This window comes from Actinomyces sp. HMSC075C01, assembly GCF_001812965.1.
GTDB lineage: Bacteria > Actinomycetota > Actinomycetes > Actinomycetales > Actinomycetaceae > Actinomyces > Actinomyces acetigenes.
This window is the reverse complement of the sequence record NZ_KV811031.1, coordinates 8,973-32,761: the sequence shown is the minus strand read 5'-3', so window position 1 is coordinate 32,761 and position 23,789 is coordinate 8,973. Positions and strand designations below refer to the sequence as shown.

The window sequence follows — 23,789 nt, the reverse complement described above, 5'->3', positions numbered from 1 at the left end:
GCCGGGCATTTCTCGCGTAGCCCTACAGAAATTCTGTCGGGGTACGCGAGAAATGCCCGGCTCGATGGGGTGGCCGTCAGTCGCCCAGGGCCGCGGCGACCACCTTCTTGGCCTCCTGCTGCACCTGGGCCAGGTGGTCGGCGCCCTTGAAGGACTCGGCGTAGATCTTGTAGACGTCCTCCGTGCCCGAGGGGCGCGCGGCGAACCAAGCGTCCTGGGTGGCGACCTTGAGGCCGCCGATGGGGGCCCCGTTGCCGGGCGCGTCAACCAGCCGGGCAGTGATCTCCTCGCCGGCCAGCTCGGTGGCGGTCACGTCCTCGGGGGTCAGGGCGGCCAGCTTGGCCTTCTCCTCCTTGGAGGCGGCGGCGTCAATGCGAGCGTAGGCGCTGGCGCCGAAGCGCTCCACCTGCTCCTCGTGCAGCTGGGAGGGGGACTTGCCAGTGACGGCGATGATCTCGCTGGCCAGCAGGGCCATGATGATGCCGTCCTTGTCCGTGGTCCACACGGTGCCGTCCTTGCGAAGGAAGGATGCTCCCGCGCTCTCCTCGCCGCCGAAGCCGATGGAGCCGTCGAGCAGCCCGGGCACGAAGTGCTTGAAGCCCACCGGCACCTCGATGAGGGTGCGTCCGATCGCGGCGGCCACCCGGTCGATGAGGCTGGAGGAGACCAGCGTCTTGCCGACGGCGGCGTCAGCGGGCCAGTCGGGCCGGTGCGTGAAGAGGTACTCGATGGCCACGGCCAGGAAGTGGTTGGGATTCATCAGCCCGCCGTCGGGGGTGACGATGCCGTGGCGGTCGGAGTCGGCGTCGTTCCCGGTGGCGACGTCGTAGGGGGTCTTGCCCTCGGCGTCGGGCGTCATTGTCGAGCGCAGTGAGGCCATGGCGTTGGGGGAGGAGCAGTCCATGCGGATCTTGCCGTCCCAGTCCAGGGTCATGAAGTGCCAGGCCGGGTCCACCTCGGGGTTGACCACCGTGAGCTCCAGGCCGTAGCGCTCACCGATCGCGCCCCAGTAGTCCACCGATGCGCCGCCCAGCGGGTCGGCCCCGATGCGCACGCCGGCCTTGCGGATCGCCTCAAGGTCGATGACGCTCTCCAGGTCGGTGACGTAGGTCTCCAGGTAGTCGTGCTTGATGATGTGGGGGCCGTCGAGGGCCTCAGCGACCGGGACCCGCGGGACGTCCTGCCACCCGGAGGCGAGCAGCTCGTTGGCGCGGTTGGCGATCCACGTGGTGGCCTCCGAGCCGGCAGGGCCGCCGGTGGGCGGGTTGTACTTGAAGCCGCCGTCGCGCGGCGGGTTGTGGGAGGGGGTCACCACGATGCCGTCGGCCAGGCCGGGCCCGCTCGTGCGCACCCCCGCCTCGGTCCCGGCGCCATTGGCCAGGAGGATGGAGTGCGAGACGGCAGGGGTGGGCGTGTAGGCGCCACGGGCGTCGACGGCGGTGGTCACTCCGGCCCCGGCGAGCACCTCGACGGCGGTGCGCCAGGCCGGCTCGGACAGGGCGTGCGTGTCCCGGCCCAGGTAGAGGGTGCCGTCGGTGCCCTGGGAGCGGCGGTACTCCACGATGGCGGCGGTCGTGGCCACGATATGGGCCTCGTTGAAGGCGGTGTCCAGAGAGGAGCCGCGGTGCCCGGAGGTACCGAAGACGACCTTCTGAGCCGGGATAGCGGGGTCGGGGACGAGGTCGTAGTAGGCGGAGACGACCTCGTCGACGTCGATGAGGTCTTCGGGCTGTGCTGGCTGTCCTGCGCGTGCGTGCATGGGCACAGTGTGTCACGTGCCACTGGTTGGATCAGCCCGTTTCGCTGTGCGAAACACTGGCCGTTCCGAGGTTGGGACGCGCCGGTCGGCGGGGCTGGGATGCCGCCCGACGACGACGCTGTGGGAGGACTCGCCGCGAAGGCCCGTACGGAAGTGCCGTAGGTCCCGGGTGGCGGGATGAGACCTGCAATGGCGGGTGCTGCGGGGCGCTTCTCCTCGGCGTCAGGGGAAGATCAGGAACAGTTCGAGCAGATTTGTGAGCGTTTCTGCGAAAGACATGAAAGAGTCGATGTCGGCGTTCTCGCGGTCCGTCAGCCACAGCTCGGCCCGCCTCGCCCGGTTGCCCACGATGAGCAGCGAGCCACGCACTGGGTGGGGCACGTCGTGGAAGAGCGCGTAGGTGTCCGCGCCGGTGTCCACCGCGACGCGATCCTGACCCAGCAGGTGCAGACGCTTCACCGGGCGGGTCGGGTCGGCGGTCAGGGCCTGCCAGGCCTCGGCCGGTAGCCCCTGCGGCAGGAGGCCGGCCATGTCGGCGTCGTACTCACTGGGGGCCTGGCCCACTGACGCGATGACGATATCGAGGTGACAGTCCTCCCCTCGCGCGGCCAACCGACGGCCCTGATCGGTGTCCACGCACAGGCGCGTCCACCCCATGGCGCCCCGGGCCTGCTCCTGCTCCGAGACGCTGATCCAGTGCAGCGAGCCGGTGGCCGAGCCCACGTCAAGTACTCTGCGGACACTGCGCTTGAAGAACCGTGACGAGGCGTTTCGCCTGATGTTGGGAATGCGACGGCCGTGCACGTGGATGAGCTCGGCGACATCGAGCTTGGGCGCGCCGGTGGCGCCGGTGGTCTCGGGGGTGAAGCCGTGGTTCTTGAGCCGCTTGCGCTCGCGGCCCCCCATACGAAGGCCGGTGCGCATGGGGGAGGTGCCCATCAAGTAGCTCCCGGCACTGCGCGTGTGAGGGTGGGCGGCGAAGGCGGTGGCGAGGGTCCGGGCGAAGGGGGTGCCCGTGATCCGCGGCCCGGCGTCGACGTCGACCTGGGCTCCGTCATCCTGTGCCAGCCGGGACAGGCCGGACAGGCCCGGAAGCTGGTCGACGCCGAGACGCTGGGAGGTCTGGGCGGCCGTGCGGGCGGCTGCCCGGCCCGTGTCGGCCGCTGCCCGGGACACCGTGTCGGCGGCCTTGGCGGCACCGGAGGCGGCCTGACTGGCGAGGCCGCGGGCCTGGGAGGCCAGGTCATCGCGCGAGGGGATGCTGGGCAGCTTCATGGCGGTCCTTCATACGTGGGAGCAGCAGGGAGGCGTCGGCTTGAGAATGGCCGGCTGCCTCCGAGGTTAAGAAGCAGGTGGTGCGCAGGACATGGGTAGTCTGGCCCGGGCGTCGGCGCTACTGCGCTGCCACCCGGGTCGCCGCCCCGCTCACCGGGGACGCGGCCGACCCCCAGCGTCCAGCAGGAACGAGGAACCCATGACCGCCAGCCGTATCGCCACGACCAACGCCCCAGCCGCCGTCGGCCCCTACTCCCAGGGCGTCTCCACCGGTCAGGAGGCCGGCTCGCTCGTCTTCGTCTCCGGACAGGTGCCGCTCGACCCGGCCACCGGTGCGCTCGTCGAGGGCGACATCCAGGCCCAGGCCGAGCAGGTCCTCAAGAACGTGGGCGCCATCCTGGCCGAGGCCGGCCTCAGTTACGACGACGTCGTCAAGACCACGGTCCTGCTCGCCGACATCGCCGACTTCGCCGCCGTCAACGAGGTCTACGCCCGCTACTTCACCGGCGAGGCCCTCCCGGCCCGGGCCGCCTTCGGGGTGGCCGCCCTGCCGCTGGGGGCCGGTGTTGAGATCGAGGCCATCGCCGCCCGGTCCTGAGCCGGTCCCGACCTACTCAACGAGGGTCGGGGTGTCCTGGCCAGGGGTTGTGCGTACTGCACGAAGGCCCCACCTACGTGCAGTACGCACGACTCTCCCCCAGTGGCACCCGACCCTCGTGCAGTACAGGCCAGGCCCACCCGGATGACTGCGGGGGTCAGGTCGGCTGTCCCCGTGTTGCTCTCCCCATGGCAAGCGGTGTGACTGCGGGTAAGGATGAGGCACGGCTGGTGGCCACTGAGCCACCATCCGACCAGGACTCCGCGTCGAGGTTTTGAGAGGAAGAAGATGCCGCCCATGCGCCTTCCTCTCGTCGTCCGCCTCGGAGGGATCCGCTCGCTGCTGTTCTTCTGCACCATCATGACTGCGGGCCTGGCGGCCGCGCTCTCACCGGTGGCTGTGGCGGCCTGGGCGCCTGGCCTCCTACCCGTCTTGATGCTCCTGGCCATTGTCGGCGCCGGCGGGATCACCTACTACCTGTGGCGCGGTCTGTCCGCACGGCACATGTTCGAGCAGGCGCTGCGGCACTATGCGCGGGTCACCTACGATTACGAGGCCACCGAGCTCCATGCCCGTCTCATCCCTGAAGGCGAGACCCGCGGCGCCCGCGTCATGGCCCACTACCGCTGGTTCCGCGACGAGTACGAGAGCCTGACCCGCTCCTGGCAGGACCTGGGCAGCCCCCGGGGCGCCCAGTGGTTCGAACCGGGAGTGTTCCAACGGGTCTGTGAGATCAAGCGGCGCTCGGCCGTACTGGACTCGACCGACGACATCATCGCCAGCAACGCCGCGTTCCTGAGCCTGTCCTCCAACTGGGAGAGGCTCTGGCACGAGGAGCAGCAACCGGTTCTTCATGAGCTCAACCTGCTCCTGGGCCAGTGTCAGTGGATCGACTCTTGCGCGTTCACCTCCTGCGGCACGGTGGAGGCGCGCGAGCTGGTTCGGGCCCACCACCAGCGCCTCAGCGACATGACCGCGGAGCTGTCAGCCGGCTTGCTGCGGCCCTCGGCGGCGCTCGACGAGCTCGCCTGGATAGTGGCCGATGCCCGCCGGGCGGGGAGCGGCCTGGCAGCCCGCGTGACCGGTGCGGTGCCGCGCCTCAACTCTTTCGACGCCGAAGCCTCCCTCCGCCCGAGTACCCGCAGCCTGCGGGGCGTCGTCGGCCCCGGGAGGAACGCCGGCTACTGGAACCCGGTCAGCTCAGGCGCTGTGGTGGGAACCGTCGCGCCTGTCGGATACGCCGGCCCGCGTCGGTCCCTGAATGTCGGTGTGGGATATCTTGGGGACGGGACCTTCCCAGGGTATTGACGTCGGCATGCCTCGATCGCCGGGCCCACGCAAGGAAAAGGAAGTGCTGATGAGGCACATGAAACAGTCCGGCGTCGTCGGGCTCGGCGGAATCTGGTCGGTGACGGCCTTCGTCGCCAACGTGGTGGTGAGCCTGGCCCTCATCGCCGTGCTGCCGATCATGGTCATCTGGCCCTTCGGGGAGAGCCATCACCCCAGCGTGGAGGTTCACGACGAGGCCGGGGTGCTTCAGAGCGAGCCACTGGCCAAGGAGATCCAGGCGATGCGCTTCCGTCGGGACGTCCACGTCGCCGTGCTCACGGTCCCGGGCTGGGACGTCGACAACCTCAACGACTCGGTGCTGGAGTACGCCCGCTCGCACGCCAGCGACACTGAGGTCCCGTGGATCTCGACGTCGAACTCCAACTACTGGAGCGACGGTCTGGTGATCCTGGCGGTCGCCCCGGAGGCGCGCAAGGTCGGCTGCTACTTCGGTGAGGACGTCGCGGTCCCCCTGGAGCAGCAGGCCGCCATCCAGGACGCCGCCAAGAACCAGTACCGCCAGGCCGACTGGTACGGGGGCACCGTCTCCATGGCGGCCAAGGCCGCCGACATCATCGGCCGGCCCGGAGGCGGTGACGTGGGCACGACCTACATCCTGCCCGGGATCTCGGCACTCGTGGGCCTCGCCTGGCTCGTGTACTACCTGTGGCGCGGCTTCACGGCGCGACGCCGGGGGCGTGAGGCGTTGCGCCACTACTCGCAGGTCACCCACGACTACGAGACCACCGAGCTCCTGGCCGGCACGATCCCCGAGGATGAGCCGCACGGGGCCCAGGTCATGGCCCGCTACCGGTGGTTCCTCGACGAGTATGAGGAGGTCACCCGCTCCTGGCAGGACTTCGGCAACCCCCATGGCGCCCAGTGGTTCGGCATGTTGGTGCTGAGACGGGCCACGGAGCTGAAGAAGCGCTCCGAAGGCCTGGACTCCCTCGATGACGTCATCGCCAACACCGCCACCTTCCTGAGCCGGTCCCACGGCTGGGACCGCGTCTGGAGCAACGAGCAGGGGCCGGTCCTGGAGGACCTGCAGTCGCTGCGGCGGCTGTGCCACCAGATCGACAGCTCCGTCGTCGCCAACAGGGGCGCGATCCCGGAGCGCTCCAAGGAGGAGCGGGAGTGGGTTCACTCCTGCAAGCAGCGCCTGGACGTGATGACCTCCGATCTGGAGAACGGTTCGCTCCAGCCCTCGGCCGCTCTCGACGAGCTCGACGAGATCGCCGACGAGACGAAGACGAGGGCCGCCCGGCTCGCGCGCGAGGCCATTGACGCCGACACCTCCAGGTACGCCGACGAGCGCCGTCGACGCTACGACTCGCGCTCCTCCAAGGACGCCTTCTACGCCGGCTACTGGTACCTGGGCGGGGGACACGGCAGCTACAACCCGCACTCGACGATCCGCCTCAACCCCTCCTCCCCGGCCATCTCCGCCATCGGCTCATCCGGCTCGGGTGCCGGCGCCGGCGGGTCCTTCAGCTCCTTCACCCCGGTCTCCGACCTGGTGGTGGGATACAGCTCGGCCTCCTCCTACACGCCGTCGAGCAGCTCCGGGTCCGGGTCCAGCTTCTCGGGAAGCAGCTTCTCCGGCGGCTACAGCGGTGGTGGCGGCTTCTCCGGGTCGGGCTCCTCCTCGAGCTTCTGAGATGGGGGAGTGCCTCGGCGCTCGCCCACCGGTGGCGGGCCTCGACGGGAGGTGCGAGCAGCCGCGAGCTGTCGTGAGGCGCGTCATGGGGCGCCGACGGGCCGCCGTCGACCTCGGTGGGGCGCCACGCGGCCGGTAGGCTGACGGGCATGTCGAAGAAGAAGCGCCACGGGCGCCGTCCGGCCGCCGCGTCGGCCAAGCCCCGCAAACAGAGCATCGAGTTCGTCGCCCGCCCCTTCGCCGGTCTGCCGGCCGAGGAGGACCTCGTGGCGATGGCCCAGATCATCCCGGCCGCCACGGCCACCGTGCGCCTGACCGAGGAGTACGGGGGCAAGCAGATCCAGCTCGTCACGCTTCTGCCCGAGTTCGTCCAGGGGCTTAAGCGCTCCGACGGTGAGGTCCTCGTGGCCATGCAGACCTCCATGCACTCCGGGGACGCCTCCCGCGACGTCGCCGCCGCCGCCCTGGCCACCCTCGAGCTGCCCGAGGGCCAGGCCCTGCGCACCGACGGTCTGCCCGAGCCTGGCCCGCGCCTCCAGGACATCCTCGACACCAGTGAGGCGCCGGTGGTCTCCGTGCGCGAGACCTTCGACTTCTGGATCGACCCGCAGGCCGGGGCCGGTGACGCGCAGGCCCGCCAGGTCATTGAGGAGGCCATCGAGCGCGCCAAGGAGGAGATCGCCCCGACCCGGCCCGTTCCCGGCGTCGAGCACGCCTACTGGTGCCGACTGGGCGCCAAGGAGTTCGTGCGCTGGGCGCGCGGGGAGGATGAGGACGAGTTCTTCAACGCCTTCGCCCGCATTCACGCCGCGCGCGAGTCCGACCTGGAGGAGGGGGCGCGTTTCGTCGGCGCCTTCCGGGCCAACGGCCTGGCCATTCCGGTGTGGGAGCTCGTCCCCGGCACGGAGGCCGACGAGCTCACCAAGCCGTTGCAGGCCATGGGTAAGCGACTGGAGGCCGCACTGGCCGACGCCAGCCCCCTGAGCCCCGAGGTCCGCCGCGCCAAGGCCGGCATCATCTCTCGCCAGGTCAACCTCTGACCCTTTCTCGTCGAGCCGGGCATTTTTCGCGGTGCCTAACAGAAAATCCGTAGGGCACCGCGAAAAATGCCCGGCTCGGTGGGGCTCATACCTCATTTCACCACGAGGCGGGCGACGTGCTTGAGGTGCTTCTTGTGCTGGCGTCGGCCGGCCTTGCCCACCTTGCCGAAGTTGACCCAGCTCCGTCCGCGCATGCCCAGCTGCTTGATGGCGGCGCCCAGGAACACCGAGCTGACGTAGTTGCCGCAGAACCGGCGCAGGAACCAGGTCGGGGCGGTTGAGGTGGTGAGTACCAGCACCTGCTGGATGTGGGTGAGGTGGCCCTTCACCCCGGAGGCCGTCGCGTGGTAGGCCCAGCGCTGCTTCATGACCTTGTCCACGAAGCCCTTGACGATGGCGGGCACCTCGCTCCACCAGATCGGGCAGATGAAGATAATGCGCGAGGCGCCCTCGATGAGTTTCTGGTAGTGGCTCACCAGCGGGTCCAGTGTGCCGCCCTCGCTGAACAGGGCCAGCTCTTCGGCGGGCATGCGCGGGTCGAAGCCGTCGGCGTAGAGGTCGACGACGTCGTAGGGCCTGCCCGCCTTGTCCAGAGCGGAGGTGGCGGCCTCGAGCACGGCGTGGTTGAAGGAGCCGTCGTAGGGGTGGGCGTAGACGATGAGGGTGCGCTCGCCCGTTGTCTTGAGGGTGTTCTTGGCGGTCATGAGTTATCTCCAATCGTGACGATGGCGCGCAGGGCTGCGCGGATGAAGGCGGCGTCAGCGTCGGTGGCGCCGGCGGCGATGAGCTGGGTGTAGCCCTGAAGGCAGGACCACACCAGGAGGTGAAGCGGTTCCGGCTCGGTTCCTCGCTGTGCGGCCAGGCGCTCCACCTCGCCACGGGTCAGTGCCAGCAGCGGGTGCTCCTCTAATCGGTCGAGCGCGGCGATGGCCGCGGGGCTGACCTGATTGAACTCGAAGAGTCGCGGGTGCTCGGTGGCCAGGTCTACCAGGAGGGAGCCGATGCCGACGAGCGACTCGATCGGATCATCCTGGATCAGGGGGACGGCACGCTCGCCCAGCGAGGTGGACAGCTGGCGCGCCGCAGCCTCGAAGAGGCTGGTCTTGGACGGGAAGTGCTTGTAGCAGGCGGGTGTGGTCACCTGACACGCACGAGCCACGCCGCCCAGCGTCACCTCGCTCCAGCCGTGGGTCTCGATGAGGTCCAGGGTGGTGTCGATGAGTCGCTGACGGGTGTCCGTGCTGCGCCGGTCTATCTTCACACTAGATAGGTTAATCTAGTTAACCTATCTGTCAAGGTGGGGAGAGGTGCCGGGACTGTTGGGGTGCCGGCAGGTCGGGGTCTTCGAGTCCCGAGACAGTGGCGATGTGCACCCCTTCGGTGGCGTGCTCACGCAGTCCCGACGCCCAGGCAGGCTGCCCATCTGTGTTGTAGGTGCCATGACAGCTGAAGCCCTCAGAAGTCATGGGGCGCCACGGTCCGACTGTGGCTGTCAACCCTGAACGACCAGCATGTGGTCGATGCGGGATCCAAGGGGTGGCGCTCAGAGGGTGGACGAACATCTTGTTAACGTTGCCAATGGCGGTAGCGCAACGACGTCGGCGAACTTCCGAGAGTGCCTCTGACCTGCGCGGATATCGGTATGGGTGAACCTCGACCGCAGATCCTTGACACCACCGGCGCAGCGTCCTTCAATCATGTCCATCACGGCGCGATGAGCGCGCGACGAGCGCTCCACGCCGGGGTGTCTCGGCCCGTCCAGGATGAGAGGAGCACTGATGACCCGTACCGTTTGCGGCTGCGCGCCGCGGTCGACGGCCATGCGTGTCAGTCTGCTGCGCCCCTGCTCATCGGCTGGCCGCCATCGACGCCTCTTGACCGCTACCCAGTAGCCACTCGCTGATCCCGGCCCGCGCCCTCGAGCGCCCGTGTCGGTCGGAGGGGGAGCCCCGGCTCCCCGCATCCGAGGCCGAGGCTCCGGTCCGGGCTCGTCGTAGAGCCTCGCACCTCGGGGTTAGACCAGTACCAGTTCCCACCCGCGCCCGCCGCCTTCAAGCAGGGCGAGGCGCCTATCAACCATTCAATCTTCTCTTCTTCGCCGTCAGATCTGCGATGTCTATGGACCTTTGTTCCGCTTCCTGGCACCCTGGTGAGACGGCAATGTCGCCGCCGGGCCCGCACGCCATGCGGTGAGTGAAGCGAAAGGCCTGTTGTTATGACCGATCACCCCTCTAAGTACTCTCCCGCCGAACCTGCTGCACCTTCGATCGGCTCCCGCACGCAGGACGCCCCCGCAGGCACGGCGGACGTCACGCCTGTGCCCGTCACCAGTCCGGTGAGCACCGGGCCGCCCGAGCGGCCACCGGTCCATCCGCACCACCCGAGCTCAGGAACCTGGCGGGCCGTCCGTACGGCCGGCGCCCCCTTGAGCGTGCATGAAGTCGAGGCGGCAGCCTCCGCGGCGCCCGCCGCCCACACCTCCGCCCAGGCCGTCACCCGCTCCTCGGTCCACTCGCCTTCCGAGACCGCGGCGGCCGGCGTCGTCCTGCGCGACCTTGCCGACGAGTACGCCCTGCTCCTGTGCGCCCACGACCCTGAGGCGGCCGCCCGCACCGGTCTGCCCGGCGGGACCATCCTGCCCGACTACTCGCCCGCGGGGCTGGTCGAGCGTCTCAGTGCCGAGCGCTCCCTGCGCCACCGCGTGGCCGCCGTCGACCATTCGACCGGCTCTGACGAGCTCCTGCGCCGCCACCTCCTGGAGCGTCTGGAGACCTCCATCCAGTTCATCTCCGCCGGGGAGGAGGGTGGCAACCTCGGTTTCCTGTCCTCGCCGTTCCAGCAGATTGCCCGTCAGCTGCATCGGCCCCCTGAGGCCCCCGACCGCGCCGGCTCCGAGGAGGCGGACCTCGCCGAGGCCGAGGCCAAGTGGGAGGACGCCTGGAACCTGCACCGCACCCGCCTGGAGGCGCTGCCCACCGCCCTGGAGGGACTGGCCGCCTCCCTGGCCGCCTCCGCCGAGGCCGGTGTGATCGCCCCGCTCAGTCAGGTCGACGTCGTCGCCGGGCAGGCGCGCGACCTCGCTCGACGCCGCACCCAGGCGCTGCCCGAGGACCTGCCGGCCACCCTGCACGTCCAGCTTCAGGAGGCCGACATCGTCGCCCGCCGCGCCGCGTTGGACTTCGCCTCGCACCTGCGCACGACGCTCTCGCCTCGCGCCCCCCAGGCCGAGGGGGTCGGCCGGCAGCGCCACGCCCTGTGGATGCGCCGCATCCTGGGCACGCGGGTCGACCCCGAGGAGACCTACGCCTGGGCCACCGAGGAGCTGGGGCGGGTCATCGCCGAGCAGGACGCCATCGCCGTCGACGTCCTGGGACCCGGCGCCAATGCCGGCAGCCTCAACCGGCACCTGCGCGCCGACCCGACCCGCGCCCTGCGCCCGGAGGATTACACGACCTGGGCGCAGGAGGTGGCTGACGAGGCCTGGGACGCCGTCGTCGGCCGGATCCTCGACCCGCCCGACGGCCTGGGCCGTCCCCGAGTGCGTCTCGGGGAGCCCGGCGACGGCGCGGTCCACTACGAGGAGCCGCGCGGTACCGGCGGGGAGCGCCGGCCCGGCATCGTCATGCGCTCCCTGGCCGACGGCGAGCAGCTGGTGTGGCCGTGGAAGGAGCGGACCACGATCCTGCACGAGTCGGTCCCGGGGCACCACGTCCATGTCGGTGCGCACGCCACCAGCACGCGCTTGACCGCCTGGCAGCGCTACCTGGGCTCCGTGCCCGGGTGCGACGAGGGCTGGGGCCTGTACGCCGAGTCTCTTGCCGACGAGTTCGGGCTCATGCCCACGCCCGAGGACCGCTTCGGCCGCCTGGCGGCACGCCGCTGGCGCCTGGCCCGCGTCCTCGTGGACCTGGGAGTCCACTCCCGGCTCCCCGTGCCCGACGACGTCGCAGCCCTCCCGGGGGCCTGCCACGAGTGGAACCGGGCGACCGTCACCGCGGTGCTGCGCCACCACACCGTGATCTCCGAGGGGCGTCTGCGCTTCGAGGTCTCCCGGCACCTGGGGTGGCCGGCCCAGCCGCTGGCCTACGCGGTGGGGGAACGGGTCTGGCAGGCCGGTCGGCGCCGCGCCCAGGCGCAGGCCCGCACCGAGGGCGGCGAGCTGGACCTGCGCGCCTTCCACAACCGGGGCATCGACCTGGGCAGCGTGGGGCTCGATCTGCTCGCAAGCGCCTTGCACTGACCTGCACAAAGGGTGCAGGGGTGGTGCAGCCGGGGCCGGCCCTGCCGTCGGTCGGGCCCCGGGGCACTTGTGGACGGCGCTCTGGTCCGCCCCCGCCCGCCAGAGGTCGGCGGAAGGCGGGGCGGCGTGGAGTGGGTGCCCCAGTGAATGCCCCGCTGCCTGCGCTGATGAGTCGGGGTGGTGAATGCTGCGGGTTGGGCGGCCTGCGGTGAGGGTCAAGGCGTGCCGGGGCGGCAGGGGAGTCGCCCCGGCACACGGAAGGACGCGAGATGCGCCAGCGGAACCCGGCTCCGTTGACGGGCTCCTTGCCTCCACTGTGCCACGAGAACCGGGTGTGACATGCCGAAACAAGCAACTCTAGCGCCCGAATGAGGGAATCTGATTCATTGCTGCAAGATTTCTCAGTTTCTCCGGGGACCGTGGTCCCATGCTGAAGGTTTGACACAAAATCGCTCAGGAAGGCCTGAGTGGGGTGGTTGTCCTTCTCGCGGCACACCGGCGTGTCGCAATGACTGGCATGACGCCCGCGGGGCCAGGCCGGCGTGCGTCCGCCGCCTGCGGAGCCTGAGGATTCCGCGCCGTGTCGCACGAGATCGAAGAACTTGACGGGCCTCACAAAAAAGGTGCGCGATAACGGGGCGCTCAGGTATCGGCTGGAAGCCAAGACTCTGGATACCCTGGGGGAGTGAGTTCCACCAAGCGGCCCGACCAGCGCGTTGCCGTGGTCATCCCTGCCAAGGATGAGGCTGAGCGCATCGCCACCACCGTCCGGGCCTGCCGCTCCATCCCGCGAGTGGACCTCGTCATCGTCGTCGACGACGGTTCGACCGACGGGACCCAGGACCACGCCCGCGCCGCCGGGGCCGTGACGGTCCGCCACTCCGTCTCGCGCGGGAAGGCCTCCGCCATGGAGACCGGGGCCTCCGTCGTCGCCATGCGCGACTACTCCGACGGTCCCGCCCGGCTGCTGCTGTTCATCGACGCCGACCTGGGGGACTCGGCCGCCTCCTGCGCCGAGCTGGTGCCCCCGGTCATCGACGGCGTGGCCGACATGTCCATCGCGGTTCCCCCCAAGCAGTCCGGGGCAGGTGGCCGCGGCCGGGTCGTGCGCGCCGCCAGGCGGGCCATCTCGCTGTCCACCGGGTGGCTGCCGGTGGCGCCGCTGTCCGGCCAGCGATGCCTGAGCCGTGAGGCCTATGAGAAGGCGGTGCCCCTGGCTGACGGCTGGGGGGTGGAGGTCGGCCTGACCATCGATGTCCTCGTGGCCGGGCTCGCTGTCATCGAGGTCCCCTGCGACATCACCCACCGCGTCACCGGTAACGACCGGGCTGGCACGATGCACCGCGCTTCCCAGTACAAGGACGTCCTGCGGGCAGTGACCCGGCGCAAGCTGCGCCGCCACCGCGTGCCGCGCGCCTCCTTCGAGAAGGCGGCTGCCGAGCAGGACCACTTCTTTGCCTACCGTGCCGTGCCGCTGCCGCCCAAGGCCGACGACGACGCCGCCCAGTCCGCCGAGAAGCCGCACCATGGTGACGGATCGCAAGCCACCTCGGAGGCGGCCGAGCGCTAGCGCGCCGACTCGCTCCCGCTCAGCGTCAGCGCCAGCAGGGCGGGAGCCGCTGCCGCCAGGATGAAGCCGGCCATCGTGACGCCGGAGTCGTTGACCAGGACGGCTACGAGCGTCAGCACCCCTAGGGACTTCAGCGCCGTCGTCGGCCATCGCCCGGACGGGGACATTCCGCGCGTCGGGGAACCGGATTCCCGTCCCCCAACGCGCGGAATGTCCCCGTGGGCGGCGGGGGCGAGCCAGGCGTAGGGGCTCGTGCCGTTGCGCCAGGCCCGCACCTGCCGGCGCCCCCACCACAGGGCCGCGGCCACAATGACTACGGCGCCGCCCAGGGCCGTCGCCATGACCGGATTCGTGACGAAGGGGCCGACCAGCGCGTACGCCTTGCGCCCCAGCACGCCTGCGGCCGAGCCGTCGGCCACCTGACGGGCGAAGCGCCCCAGGTGCGTGGGCCCACCGGGGCGGATGAGGTCAATGACGGCGAACCCGCCCACCACCAGGACCGTTGCGGCCCCGATGGCCAGCCAGCGCCGCCAGCTCAGGCGCAGACCCGCCAGGCCCGCCCCGAGGAAGGCCAGCGTCGGCACCAGCGTCAGGGCGCCGCCCACGTCCGCGCCCAGCTGCGGGGCGCCATCAACGAGCAGCGCCGCCCCGCCCAGCAGGGACGTCACCACCAGCGCGGTCCGCCTCCCACCGCCTAGCGCCGCCCAGACACCGGCGATGACGACGATGAGCGCACCGGCCACCAGTGCGAAAGCCGTATTCGACACCCCGTAGAAACGACCCGCCACCACGGCGTTCATGCCCAGCGGGTTGTTGAAGGCCAGGGGCGCGCCCGCGGCGGCGTCGACCAGCCAGGCCAGCGGGATCGCCGCCGCCACCAGCAGTGCCGTCAGGCTCACCCCGTTGCGGGGTGCAGACGCCGACGCAGAGGGCCTGGGGCTCTCGGCCCCGTCCGGTTGCGGCTCGGCCGTGGCCTCCCCTCGGGCGCAGAGGGCGCCGGCTGAACCGGCCGGCCCAGCGGCGGCCGAGGCGCCGAGCGCTGAAGGCGAAGGAAGCGGTGAGGCGGCAAGGTGGGGCCGCCGGCGCCGCCGCGCCAGCGCCACAATCCCGGCGGCCAGTCCCACGATCCCGGCCGCGACCAGCGCAGCTGCGGCCATAGCGACGAGCGAGGCCCATCCCGAGGGGGAACCGGCCCGAGCCCCCACGCGCCACCACGGGGCGGCATTGACCAGCAGCAACGCCGTCGGCAGCCCGCTGAGGTAGACGGCCACCCACGTGACCCGGCGGCGGAGAGCCGTGCGCCGGCTCGCCTTCGGGACGCGCAGCGCGACGGCCGCCCAGACCAGGAGCGCCACGGTCAGCCCCATGAGCAGGGCGCTGGCCTGCATGACCGTGGCCTGGGAGGCACGGGCGTGCAGGGCGTCGTCGGCGAGCCGCGAGATGCGGGCGTCCCTGGTGGCCCCGGCCGTTGCCACGCCTGCGCGGCCGGTCTGGGGCAGCGTGAGCGCATGGCCGTCGAAGGCCGGGTCGCGGCGGCCGGCCAGGGCGGACACGAGAGTCGGGGTGAGGTCGGTCAGCTGGACCAGGCCCGGCTGGTGCGTGGAGTCGCCAACGACAAGACCCTCGGAGGTGCCGCGCGCGCTCCTCGTGCCCGCGGGCAGGACCGCCATCTGGGGGCCGGGGGCCTCGTCGTCGGCCAGGGAGGCGATGATGATGCGGGTGCCGGGGCGCGCCCGCTCCTGGACCGTGCGCAGGGCGTCGTCGAGGGCGGCGATCCGCTCGGCGTCGGTGGTGGCGGCGCTCGCGGTGTCGACGATGGTGAGGTCAGCGTCGGCGGCCAGGGCCTCAGCCACCGACGGCACCAAGGAGGCGGGCGTGTTCTGCGAGCCCCCCGGTATCCCCGTGGCCAGCTGCGTGCCGGGGCCGACGGCCTGGATCGAGACGTCCTGCCCGAGAGCCTCGACCAGGGGGGTGCTGCGGGGGATCGCGGTGGTGGGGCCGGCGCAGGAAGCGACCGGTTCGATGGCGCTCGCGCGCTTGCCCCGGCCCAGGGTGAGCCAGGCGTCGGCCGGGCAGGTGCGGTCTGCCGGGGTGCGCACGGACAGGTTCATCGGCTCGCCCCTCCAGGCGAAGGCCAGCAGGTGGGCGGCCGCCGAGCCGACGCCGGAGGAACCGGAGTCCTCACCGGTGCCCTCGCGGGAGGCCTGCTCCCGCAGGTCCGCCCAGGTGAGATTGCTCGTCGCCAGGACGACCACCGGCGCCGGCCGTGAGGCCGAGGTGGCATCGGACGCCGGCGCCGACGCCGCCTGGGACGCCGGCGCCGCCCCGGATTCCGGCGCCGCCGGAGCCGCGCTGGCGAGGGCCGGCCCCACCACCGCCAGGATCATGCCGATGACCACCAGCAGCACGAGGACGTACACGACCCCGCGCACCAGGCGCTGTTGACGTCGTCGAGGTCTCACTCGACCAGCCTACGGGGCCTCGTAGCCCGAAAAGTGTCCAGATGGGACGACTTTGACGTCGTCTCTGCTGGTCGACGCGCAGGCAAATTGCTTTGACCAGTACAAACGCGGACGGCTCTTCTTCTAGCCGGTTTCAAAGTCGTCCCAGGCGGACAAAATGGGTGTGATGTCCTGGCCGGCATCGGCTCACAGGTACTGGCGGGCCACGGCGACCGCCTCCCCGCCATAGCCTCCGCCGAAGAGGAAGGCGTGAATCATAATGATGTGCCAGGAGTGTAGGCCCACCCGCTCGCGCCAGCCCTCCGCCAGCGGCGAGACCTCGTGGTAGGCCGCGTAGATGCGATCCAGGTAGTGCTGCCCGAACACTCCCAGGGCCGCCAGGTCGGTCTCGGCGTGCGCGCCCTGCGCCATCGGGTCAATGAGCACGCCGACCACCGTCGGCCCGCCGACCGCCCCGCCAGCTGCGCCACCGCTGGGCGCCGCCCCGGGGGCGGGCTCCTGCGGTCCGAGCCCGGCTCGCGGCGGCGCCCACTGGGCGGCCTCATCGGCCGGGGTCCACAGGACATTGCCGCACCACAGGTCCCCGTGCGTGCGGGCCACCGCGACCCGGGCGCCGCGCTTGCGGGCACCGGCGCGCACCAGGGCCGGCTGGTCGGTGTCGAAGTCGCCGTCGCGCAGGCGCTCGCACAGCAGCTCCACGGTGCGGGCCCCGTCGGCGCTGATCGAGCCATTGTCTCGACTGGGCTGCAGGTAGGGCAGGATCCGGTCCTCGGCGTAGAACTCGCCCCAGCGGCGCGGCTCGCCCTCCTCGGCGGCGTGCGGCCGCAACCGGATGTCCGAGCGGCCCATCTGCGCCCGGCCGTCCCAGCCGGGAGGCGCCGCCCCGAAGGCCGGGGCGCCCGCCGCGTGGGTGACGGCCAGCGCCCGGCCGAAGGCTTCCGCCCCGGCCGGCGTCACGCTGGTCGTCGTCAGCCGCGGCTCCTCCAGCCAGCCCGGGCCGCTGGTCACCGGCACCACGTGCGCCCCACCGTCGGCCATCGCCTCGGCGAGCCAGGTCAGGCCCTGTGCCTCCAGGGCGGTGGAGACCGGGCCGTCGTCGCGCTTGCGGAAGACACTCATGGCTCCAGCCTGCCAGGCCCGCCGCCGTCGCGGGAGGGCGAGGCGTCCTGCGACGGCCGCGGTGGGGGAGTCTGTGGGAGGGTGCCAGGTGTCCCGACAAGGCTCCGGTGGGCGGTCCACCGGGGGGCTGGTGCTGGTCTAGCCGTTGTGGGCCATGAGGATGCAGTCATGGGGTGCCTGGGGCAGACGCTCCGACGCTCCTGGGATGTTCCCTCCTGACCAGGCCCGGCGGCGGGACCGGACCCGCCGGTGAGAGCCCCTGCGTTCCACGGAGCAAGCCGCCACCGGCCCGACCGCCGGGACTGGCTACCCTGTGCCCATGACTGCTCCCGCTCCGCTCTGGTCCTTCCTTGGGCCGGCCGGCACTTTCACCGAGATGGCGCTGCGCCAGGTCGCCCCCGCCGACGTCGAGCTCGACCCCTGCCCGGACGTGCCCACCGCCCTGGACCACCTGCGCGAGCGCATGGTGGAGGCCGCCGTCGTGCCCATTGAGAACTCCGTCGAGGGCGGGGTCAACGCCACGCTGGACAACCTCGTGGCCTCCACGCCCCTGGTCATCGCCGCCGAGATGGCCGTGCCGATCACCTTCGTCCTGGCCGGCCGCCCCGGCACCCGCCTGGAGGACGTGCGCGCCATCTCCACTCACCCGCACGCCTGGGCCCAGTGCCGCGGCTGGGTCCACCAGAACCTCCCCGAGGCCGTGTACGTCGCCGGAACCTCCACCTCAGCGCCCGCCCGCGCGCTGGCCACCACCGAGGGGGACACCGGCTTCCAGGCCGTCTTGTGCAACCCGCTGGCCGCCAAGCAGTACGGGCTGGAGGTCGTCGCCGGGGGCGTGGCGGACAACCCCGACGCCGTCACCCGCTTCGTCAAGGTGACCCGGCCGGGCCGCGTGGGTGAGCCCACCGGCGCCGACAAGACCACCCTGCTCGTCCACCTCCCGCACGACCGCTCCGGCGCCCTGCTGGACATGCTCGAGCAGTTCAGTGCCCGCGGCGTCAATCTCTCGCGCATCGAGTCCCGGCCCGTGGGCGACTCCCTGGGGCGCTACCGCTTCTCCATCGACGTCGAGGGGCACGTGCGCGAGGAGCGGGTCCAGGCCGCCCTCATCGGGCTGCACCGCACCTGCCCGGTGGTGCGGTTCCTGGGCTCCTACCCGCGGTTGGACGCCCGCCCGACGGCGGTCCTGGCCGGCACCAGCGACAAGGACTTCGTCGTGGCCCGCTCCTGGGTCGCCGACGTCCTCGACGGCCGCGCGCTCTAGCCGGGGCCCGTCGCCGGCTCCGCCGTCGCGTTCGTGCCTTATGCCGCCGGTTCGTACCCTTAACCCCCGAACGCGAGACCTACCCTACGAACGCGCGGACGTTTCACCTCGTGTCGGCGAGCGCAAGTCCCCGGCGTCGTGAGGCCGCGTCAGTGGACGGGTCAGTGGACAGGCGGCCGCGGCGTGCGCAAGGCTCGGGGCGTGAGCTCCTCCGACGCCAGCACCGAGACGACCGCCGCTGCCTCCGCCTCCGCCTCCACTGCGTCCGCTGCCGGTTCAGCCGCCCCGCTGCCCGGCCGCCGCGGCGCCGGCCCCTACCGCGTCATCATGGTGTGCACCGGCAACATCTGCCGCTCCGCCATGGCCGAGGTCGTCCTGCGCGACCGCCTCGCCGCCGCCGGTATCCCCGACTCCGGGCCGGGCGGCGTGGCCGTCACCTCTGCCGGCGTCTCCGACGAGGAGCGCGGCAACCCCATCGACTCCCGGGCCCGCCGCGTCCTGACCGAGGCCGGTTACGGCACCGGCGTCGACGACGTCTCGCGCGCCACGGGTATCGCCATCGCCTCCCACACCGCCCACCGCGTCACCGACGCCGAGATCACCGAGGCCGACCTCCTGCTGGCCATGACCGACTCCCACTGGAACGTCCTCCAGCGCCGCGCCGCGGGCCTGGGGGCCGAGCCCGACCGCATCCGCATGTACCGTGAGCTCGACCCGGCCTCCGCCCAGCAGGCCGAGGCGGTCGCCGCGGGTGGGGCCTCCCGCAGCGTCCTCAACGTGCCCGACCCCTGGTACGGCACCATGGCCGACTTCCTCGACACCCTCCAGGTCGTCGAACGGGTCAGCGACGAGCTCACCGAGGACCTCGCCGCGCGCCGCGACTGAGGCTCAGCGACTCAGTGCAGGCGCTCAGTGCAGGCGGTTGTCCAACCAACGCATGACGGCCTGAAAGTACTCGGCGCGCGCCAGCGGCCCGGACAGGGCCAGGTCGTGGACGCCATCGGGGATCTGGCGGACGGTCACGTCGTCGCCCAGGTACTGGGAGCGGTCGATGATCTGCTCCACGTCGAGGACGACGTCGGAGCGCTGCGCCTCCTCCAGGCTCGCCTTGACACCGCCGCTGGCCGTTGAGCAGCACACGAGGATCGGCACCCGGATCCCCAGCCCATGGTGGACCTCGCGCTGCAGACGCCGAATCCCCGCCAGGAACCCGGCCCGCACCGGGAAGGACGGCGCCGGCTTGAGCGCTAGGTCCCAGTCCCACTCGCCGCGCCAGCGCCGGTGCAGGGCCGCCACGTAGTTGTCCTCGTCGCTGCTGCCCGGCTCGCCGATGACGCGCTCGGGGTCCCGTCGCGAGAGGAGGTCCACGAAGGCCGAGCCGTAGGAGCGCACCAGCGCCGACCCGCGCAGGTCCAGCCACGGGGAGTTGAGGACCAGCGCGTCCACGGTCCCGGGGTGGTCGGCCGCCCAGATGACCGCCTGCAGCCCGCCGGTCGAGTGCCCGTTGAGGACGACGACGTCGTGCCCGTGCTCGGAGCGGATGATGCGCAGGGCCTCGGCGATCTCCTCGTCATGGACGCGCAGGTCGCGCACGTCGTGCGGGGAGGGGTACCCGACACCGGCCCGCCCGCAGGCCCGCAGGTCCAGCGCGTAGAACTCAAAGCCGGCGTCGAGATAGGCCTGGGCCAGGTGGGTCTGGAAGAAGTAGTCGCTGCGGCCGTGCAGGTAGAGGACCGCTCGCGAGTGCCGGGGCCGGCTGGCCCGGCCCGCCGCCTCGCGCTGGAAGACGAGCACGGCGTGGTCGGCGCCGGGCGCCTTCGTGGGTGACTCGGTCACCGGGATACGGCGGGCCACCCACGGCTCTCCCAGGATGTCGGGGGTGGTCGGCTCGGAGGTCGCACTCATGGGCAGATCCAAGCACGTTGCCCTGTGCGACGCGAGTAGCGGCGCCGACACGCGACCTGGGAATAGCCAGGACGTTGAGGGAACGCTGGTGATGGCCGGGCCGTAGGGGCGGTGATGGCCGGGCTGAGGGTGCGGGTGCGGGGCGAAAGCCAGCCGGCTCGGTACGGCCTGTCCCGGCCGGCTGGCCCCGTACGGCCCGGGCCGAAAGCGGGCCTCGCGTGACAACCTCGGCGGGCTGGCTCCCGACCGCCGCACGGCCCGGCCCGACAGCGGGGCCGGCCAGCGGGCCCTGTACAGCCCGTCCCGCACGGCTCGCCCACCCGGCTCGTCTCGTAATTCGGGCACGGCACCGGGTGCGGGAGTGACCTCGGTCCCTTGGCAGTGGCCTCGCTTGCGCCGCCAAGGCGGCGCTGCGTAAGTTATCGGTGGCCATCCAGAGCAACCGAGAGACCTGGCTCGACGACATTGCAGCAACCCCCTTCATGGTGCGGGTGCTTCCGCCAGGAACGATGGAGGAATACGTGACTACCAGTGAACAGTCGACCGCCGAGTCCGGCCGGTCCGAAGACGGTGACGTGCCCGGCTCTCCAAGCGAGCCCATGATCTCCCTGCGCGACGTCCACAAGGTCTACCGCCTGCGCAGTGGCAGGGAGGTGCGGGCCCTGGACGGGCTCAGCCTCGACGTCGCCGCCGGCTCCATCCACGGCATCGTCGGCACCTCCGGGGCCGGCAAGTCCACGCTCGTGCGCTGCCTGACCTCCCTGGAGCGCCCCACCAGCGGCCACGTGAGCATCGCCGGCCAGGACATGACCGCCCTGTCGCCCAGTCAGCTGCGCGAGGCCCGACGCCGCATCGGCATGGTCTTCCAGCACGCCAACCTCCTGGACCAGCGCACCACGGCGCAGAACATCGCCTACCCGCTGGCGCTCGCGGGCGTCCCCGGTGGGAGGCGCCACCCGGTCGTCAAGCGCATGCTCGACCTCGTGGGCCTGGCCGACCGCGGCGCCTCCTACCCCTCCCAGCTCTCCGGCGGCCAGAAGCAGCGCGTCGGCATCGCCCGGGCGCTGGCCGACGACCCGGCCGTCCTCCTGTGCGACGAGCCCACCTCCGCCCTGGACCCGGAGACCACCCGCTCCATCCTCGACCTCATCAAGAACGTCCGCGACACCCTGGGCCTGACCGTCATCATCATTACCCATGAGATGAGCGTGGTCCGCCAGGTCTGCGACTCCGTCAGCCTGCTCGAGGCCGGGCGGATCGTCGAGAGCGGCCGCCTGGAGGACATCGTGCTCGACGTCGACTCGCGGCTCTCACGCGAGATCGTGCCCTTCCCGAAGGTGCCCGAGGCCGCCGTCGCCCACGGGGAGAGCGTCATTGACGTCTCCATCACCGCCCACCCGGGCCAGCCGGCCGCCGTCGCCCTCATGTCCATGGTGGCCGAGCTCGGCGGGGACATCGCCGCCGGCGTCTTCGAGACGATCGGGCAGGCCCAGATCGGGCGCCTGGCCGTCACCGTCCCCGGGCCCGACACCGAACAGGCCGTGAGCACCCTGCGTCACGCCGGTATTGCTGCGGAGGTCCGCTCATGAACCCGATCCTCCTTCCGCTAACCCAGGCCGCCGCGCTGCCGAGCAGCCGCACCTGGTTCGACAACCCGGCCATCCAGAACAAGCTCGGCTACGCCCTCGTTGAGACCCTGGCGATGACCTTCGTCTCTGGGGCCATCACAGTCATCCTCGGGCTTCTGCTGGGGCTCGCCCTGGTCTCCACCGGCAAGCGGGGCCAGTTCCGCAACCCGCCCCTGTACTGGGTGCTCTCCCAGATCGTCAACATCGGGCGCTCCATGCCCTTCATCATTCTCATGGTGGCCCTCATCCCGCTCACCCGGATACTCGTGGGCACCTCCCTGGGGTGGCAGGCGGCCTGCGTCCCGCTGACCATTGGCGCGATCCCCTTCTACGCGCGCCTGGTGGAGACGGCCATTAACGACGTCGACCACGGCAAGGTTGAGGCGGCCCTCATGATGGGGGCCTCCGGGCGGCAGATCACCTGGGGGGTCCTCGTGCGCGAGGCCCTGCCGATCCTCATCCAGTCGGCCACCGTCACCATCATCACCCTTCTGGGCTACTCCGCCATGGCCGGCGCCGTCGGCGGCGGCGGTGTGGGCGACCTCGCCATCCAGTACGGCTACCAGCGCAACCAGGTGGACGTCATGGTCATCACCGTGGTCGTCATCGTCATCATCGTCGGCATCATCCAGCTGGTCGGCGACATGCTCAGCCGGCTGGTGAACCACCGCTGAGGCGATCGCCAGCCGGGTATGCGCGCGCAGCCACCTGGAACTGGGCGGCCGCGTCGTCGGCCCCAGCACTGTTCAAGACTTTCCTCCCTCCCGTCACTGGGGCTACTCGGCCCCGCGAAAGGAACCACCATGTCCTCCTCCATCTCCCGGCGCACCGTCATCGCCGGTGGCCTGGCCACCGCCGCCGCCCTCACCCTGGCCGCCTGCTCCAAGTCCGGTAAGGGCGAGGTCAAGGGCATCAAGGTCGACGGCGACACCGCCACGATCACCATCGGCGCCACCCCCAAGCCCCACGTCGAGATCCTCAAGTGGGTCCAGGACAACCTCACCAAGGGCTCCGGCATCAAGCTGGACATCAAGGAGATCAACGACTACCAGACGCCCAACTCCTCGCTGGAGGACGGCTCGCTGGCCGCCAACTTCTACCAGACCCCCAACTTCCTGGCTCAGCAGAACAAGGAGAAGGGCTACGACTTCGTCTCCATCGCCGACGTCCACATCGAGCCCATGGGCATCTACACCTCCAAGGGCTACAAGGACGTCAAGGAGATCAAGGAGGGCGGCACGATTGTCCTCAACAACGACCCGGCCAACACGGCCCGCGGCCTCAAGCTCCTGGCCCAGGCCGGGCTCATCGAGCTGGACAAGTCCGCCGAGCTGCCCAGCGACACCGACGTGACCTCCAACCCCAAGAAGCTGAAGTTCACCACGGTCGACGGCGCCCAGGTCTACAAGTCGATGCCCGACGCCGAGGCCGCGGTCATCAACGGCAACTACGCCATCGACGCCGGGCTGAACCCCAAGAAGGACGCGCTCGTCCTGGAGAAGGGCGGCAAGGACTCCGAGTACCCCAACCAGCTCGTCGTGCGCAAGGACGACAAGGACAACGAGCACCTCAAGAAGCTCGCCAAGCTCCTCAACGACGAAAAGCTGCGTGACTACATCAACAAGACCTGGCCTGACGGGGCCGTCATCCCGGCGTTCTGACGTCGGAAGGCTGCGGCTGAGGGCCGGTTGAGGTCCGTGCGCGGGGCCGGTTGTGGTTGGTCGAAAGGCCGACTGCGACCGGCCCCTCGTGTTGGTGCCGGCGGGGTGGGGCGCACGGGGTGTGGGCGGATGTGCGGCTCGGGCGGGTGTGGCGGCTGAGTGCGCGCGGCGTGGTGAGGCGAGGGCCCACGGTGCTGGTGGGTGCACTTCGCGCGTCCGGGGATATGTCGTCGCGGGCGGGGACCTTCGACGCCGTCGGGGACAGGAATCCTGTCCCCG

General features: G+C 71.0%; 18 protein-coding genes. 11 read left to right on the top strand and 7 right to left on the bottom strand.

Annotated features, from left to right (window positions below; all coding sequences use genetic code 11):
* Positions 1-76: 76 nt before the first annotated feature.
* Positions 77-1,759 (bottom strand): phosphoglucomutase (alpha-D-glucose-1,6-bisphosphate-dependent), encoded by a 1,683-nt coding sequence (gene pgm / locus HMPREF2883_RS11265; RefSeq protein WP_070662450.1) that lies wholly within the window; start codon positions 1,757-1,759, stop codon positions 77-79.
* Between the two features lie 222 nt (positions 1,760-1,981).
* Positions 1,982-3,034: a hypothetical protein gene (locus tag HMPREF2883_RS11260; protein ID WP_070662447.1), complete on the bottom strand. Its 1,053-nt coding sequence runs from the start codon at positions 3,032-3,034 to the stop codon at positions 1,982-1,984.
* A gap of 199 nt (positions 3,035-3,233) precedes the next feature.
* Here HMPREF2883_RS11260 and HMPREF2883_RS11255 point away from each other — a divergent pair, with 199 nt between their 5' ends.
* The 4 genes from HMPREF2883_RS11255 (at position 3,234) to HMPREF2883_RS11240 (ending at position 7,661) form a co-directional block, all read left to right on the top strand.
* Positions 3,234-3,632: a RidA family protein gene (locus tag HMPREF2883_RS11255; protein ID WP_070662445.1), complete on the top strand. Its 399-nt coding sequence runs from the start codon at positions 3,234-3,236 to the stop codon at positions 3,630-3,632.
* Between the two features lie 288 nt (positions 3,633-3,920).
* Positions 3,921-4,940 carry a DUF5129 domain-containing protein gene (locus HMPREF2883_RS11250; RefSeq protein WP_070662442.1) on the top strand — a complete coding sequence of 340 codons (1,020 nt, stop codon included), beginning with the start codon at positions 3,921-3,923 and terminating at the stop codon, positions 4,938-4,940.
* Positions 4,941-4,989: 49 nt separating this feature from the next.
* Entirely contained in the window at positions 4,990-6,621 is a 1,632-nt protein-coding gene (locus HMPREF2883_RS11245) for a DUF5129 domain-containing protein (protein ID WP_070662439.1), read from the top strand.
* A gap of 149 nt (positions 6,622-6,770) precedes the next feature.
* Complete coding sequence (locus tag HMPREF2883_RS11240) at positions 6,771-7,661, top strand: DUF5926 family protein (protein ID WP_070662436.1); 891 nt, start codon at positions 6,771-6,773, stop codon at positions 7,659-7,661.
* 92 nt (positions 7,662-7,753) lie between these two features.
* Here the strand turns inward: HMPREF2883_RS11240 and HMPREF2883_RS11235 are convergent, their stop codons facing one another.
* Together HMPREF2883_RS11235 and HMPREF2883_RS11230 are read right to left on the bottom strand one after the other, a co-directional pair.
* Positions 7,754-8,365, bottom strand: coding sequence for an NAD(P)H-dependent oxidoreductase (locus HMPREF2883_RS11235; RefSeq protein ID WP_070662432.1), 612 nt, complete (start codon positions 8,363-8,365; stop codon positions 7,754-7,756).
* Positions 8,362-8,922: a TetR/AcrR family transcriptional regulator gene (locus HMPREF2883_RS11230; protein ID WP_070662429.1), complete on the bottom strand. Its 561-nt coding sequence runs from the start codon at positions 8,920-8,922 to the stop codon at positions 8,362-8,364. Before HMPREF2883_RS11230 ends, HMPREF2883_RS11235 begins: the two co-directional genes overlap by 4 nt.
* A 954-nt stretch (positions 8,923-9,876) precedes the next feature.
* Here HMPREF2883_RS11230 and HMPREF2883_RS11225 point away from each other — a divergent pair.
* On the top strand, positions 9,877-11,901 hold the full coding sequence (locus HMPREF2883_RS11225; protein WP_070662426.1) for a DUF885 domain-containing protein: 2,025 nt from the start codon (positions 9,877-9,879) through the stop codon (positions 11,899-11,901).
* A 685-nt stretch (positions 11,902-12,586) separates the two neighbouring features.
* Positions 12,587-13,471 carry a glycosyltransferase family 2 protein gene (locus HMPREF2883_RS11220; RefSeq protein WP_070662423.1) on the top strand — a complete coding sequence of 295 codons (885 nt, stop codon included), beginning with the start codon at positions 12,587-12,589 and terminating at the stop codon, positions 13,469-13,471.
* Here the strand turns inward: HMPREF2883_RS11220 and HMPREF2883_RS14875 are convergent.
* Entirely contained in the window at positions 13,468-15,933 is a 2,466-nt protein-coding gene (locus HMPREF2883_RS14875; protein ID WP_256277460.1) for a hypothetical protein, read from the bottom strand. The two genes, HMPREF2883_RS11220 and HMPREF2883_RS14875, sit on opposite strands and share 4 nt — an antisense overlap.
* 186 nt (positions 15,934-16,119) lie before the next feature.
* Complete coding sequence (locus tag HMPREF2883_RS11210; protein ID WP_070662420.1) at positions 16,120-17,052, bottom strand: fructosamine kinase family protein; 933 nt, start codon at positions 17,050-17,052, stop codon at positions 16,120-16,122.
* Positions 17,053-17,371: 319 nt separating this feature from the next.
* Here HMPREF2883_RS11210 and pheA point away from each other — a divergent pair, with 319 nt between their 5' ends.
* Entirely contained in the window at positions 17,372-18,316 is a 945-nt protein-coding gene (pheA, locus tag HMPREF2883_RS11205; protein ID WP_070662417.1) for a prephenate dehydratase, read from the top strand.
* A gap of 327 nt (positions 18,317-18,643) precedes the next feature.
* On the top strand, positions 18,644-19,201 hold the full coding sequence (locus HMPREF2883_RS11200) for a low molecular weight protein-tyrosine-phosphatase (protein WP_141759117.1): 558 nt from the start codon (positions 18,644-18,646) through the stop codon (positions 19,199-19,201).
* Between the two features lie 24 nt (positions 19,202-19,225).
* Here HMPREF2883_RS11200 and HMPREF2883_RS11195 read toward each other — a convergent pair whose 3' ends face one another.
* Entirely contained in the window at positions 19,226-20,221 is a 996-nt protein-coding gene (locus tag HMPREF2883_RS11195) for an alpha/beta hydrolase (protein ID WP_070662415.1), read from the bottom strand.
* A gap of 425 nt (positions 20,222-20,646) precedes the next feature.
* Between HMPREF2883_RS11195 and HMPREF2883_RS11190 the strand changes: the two genes are divergently transcribed.
* From HMPREF2883_RS11190 to HMPREF2883_RS11180, 3 genes are all read left to right on the top strand, one after another.
* Positions 20,647-21,810 (top strand): methionine ABC transporter ATP-binding protein, encoded by a 1,164-nt coding sequence (locus HMPREF2883_RS11190; RefSeq protein WP_070662412.1) that lies wholly within the window; start codon positions 20,647-20,649, stop codon positions 21,808-21,810.
* A complete protein-coding gene (locus HMPREF2883_RS11185; RefSeq protein ID WP_070662409.1) occupies positions 21,807-22,523 on the top strand; it encodes a methionine ABC transporter permease in 717 nt (238 codons plus the stop codon). Before HMPREF2883_RS11190 ends, HMPREF2883_RS11185 begins: the two co-directional genes overlap by 4 nt.
* Before the next feature lie 129 nt (positions 22,524-22,652).
* Complete coding sequence (locus HMPREF2883_RS11180; RefSeq protein ID WP_070662406.1) at positions 22,653-23,510, top strand: MetQ/NlpA family ABC transporter substrate-binding protein; 858 nt, start codon at positions 22,653-22,655, stop codon at positions 23,508-23,510.
* The last annotated feature ends 279 nt before the right edge of the window (positions 23,511-23,789 follow it).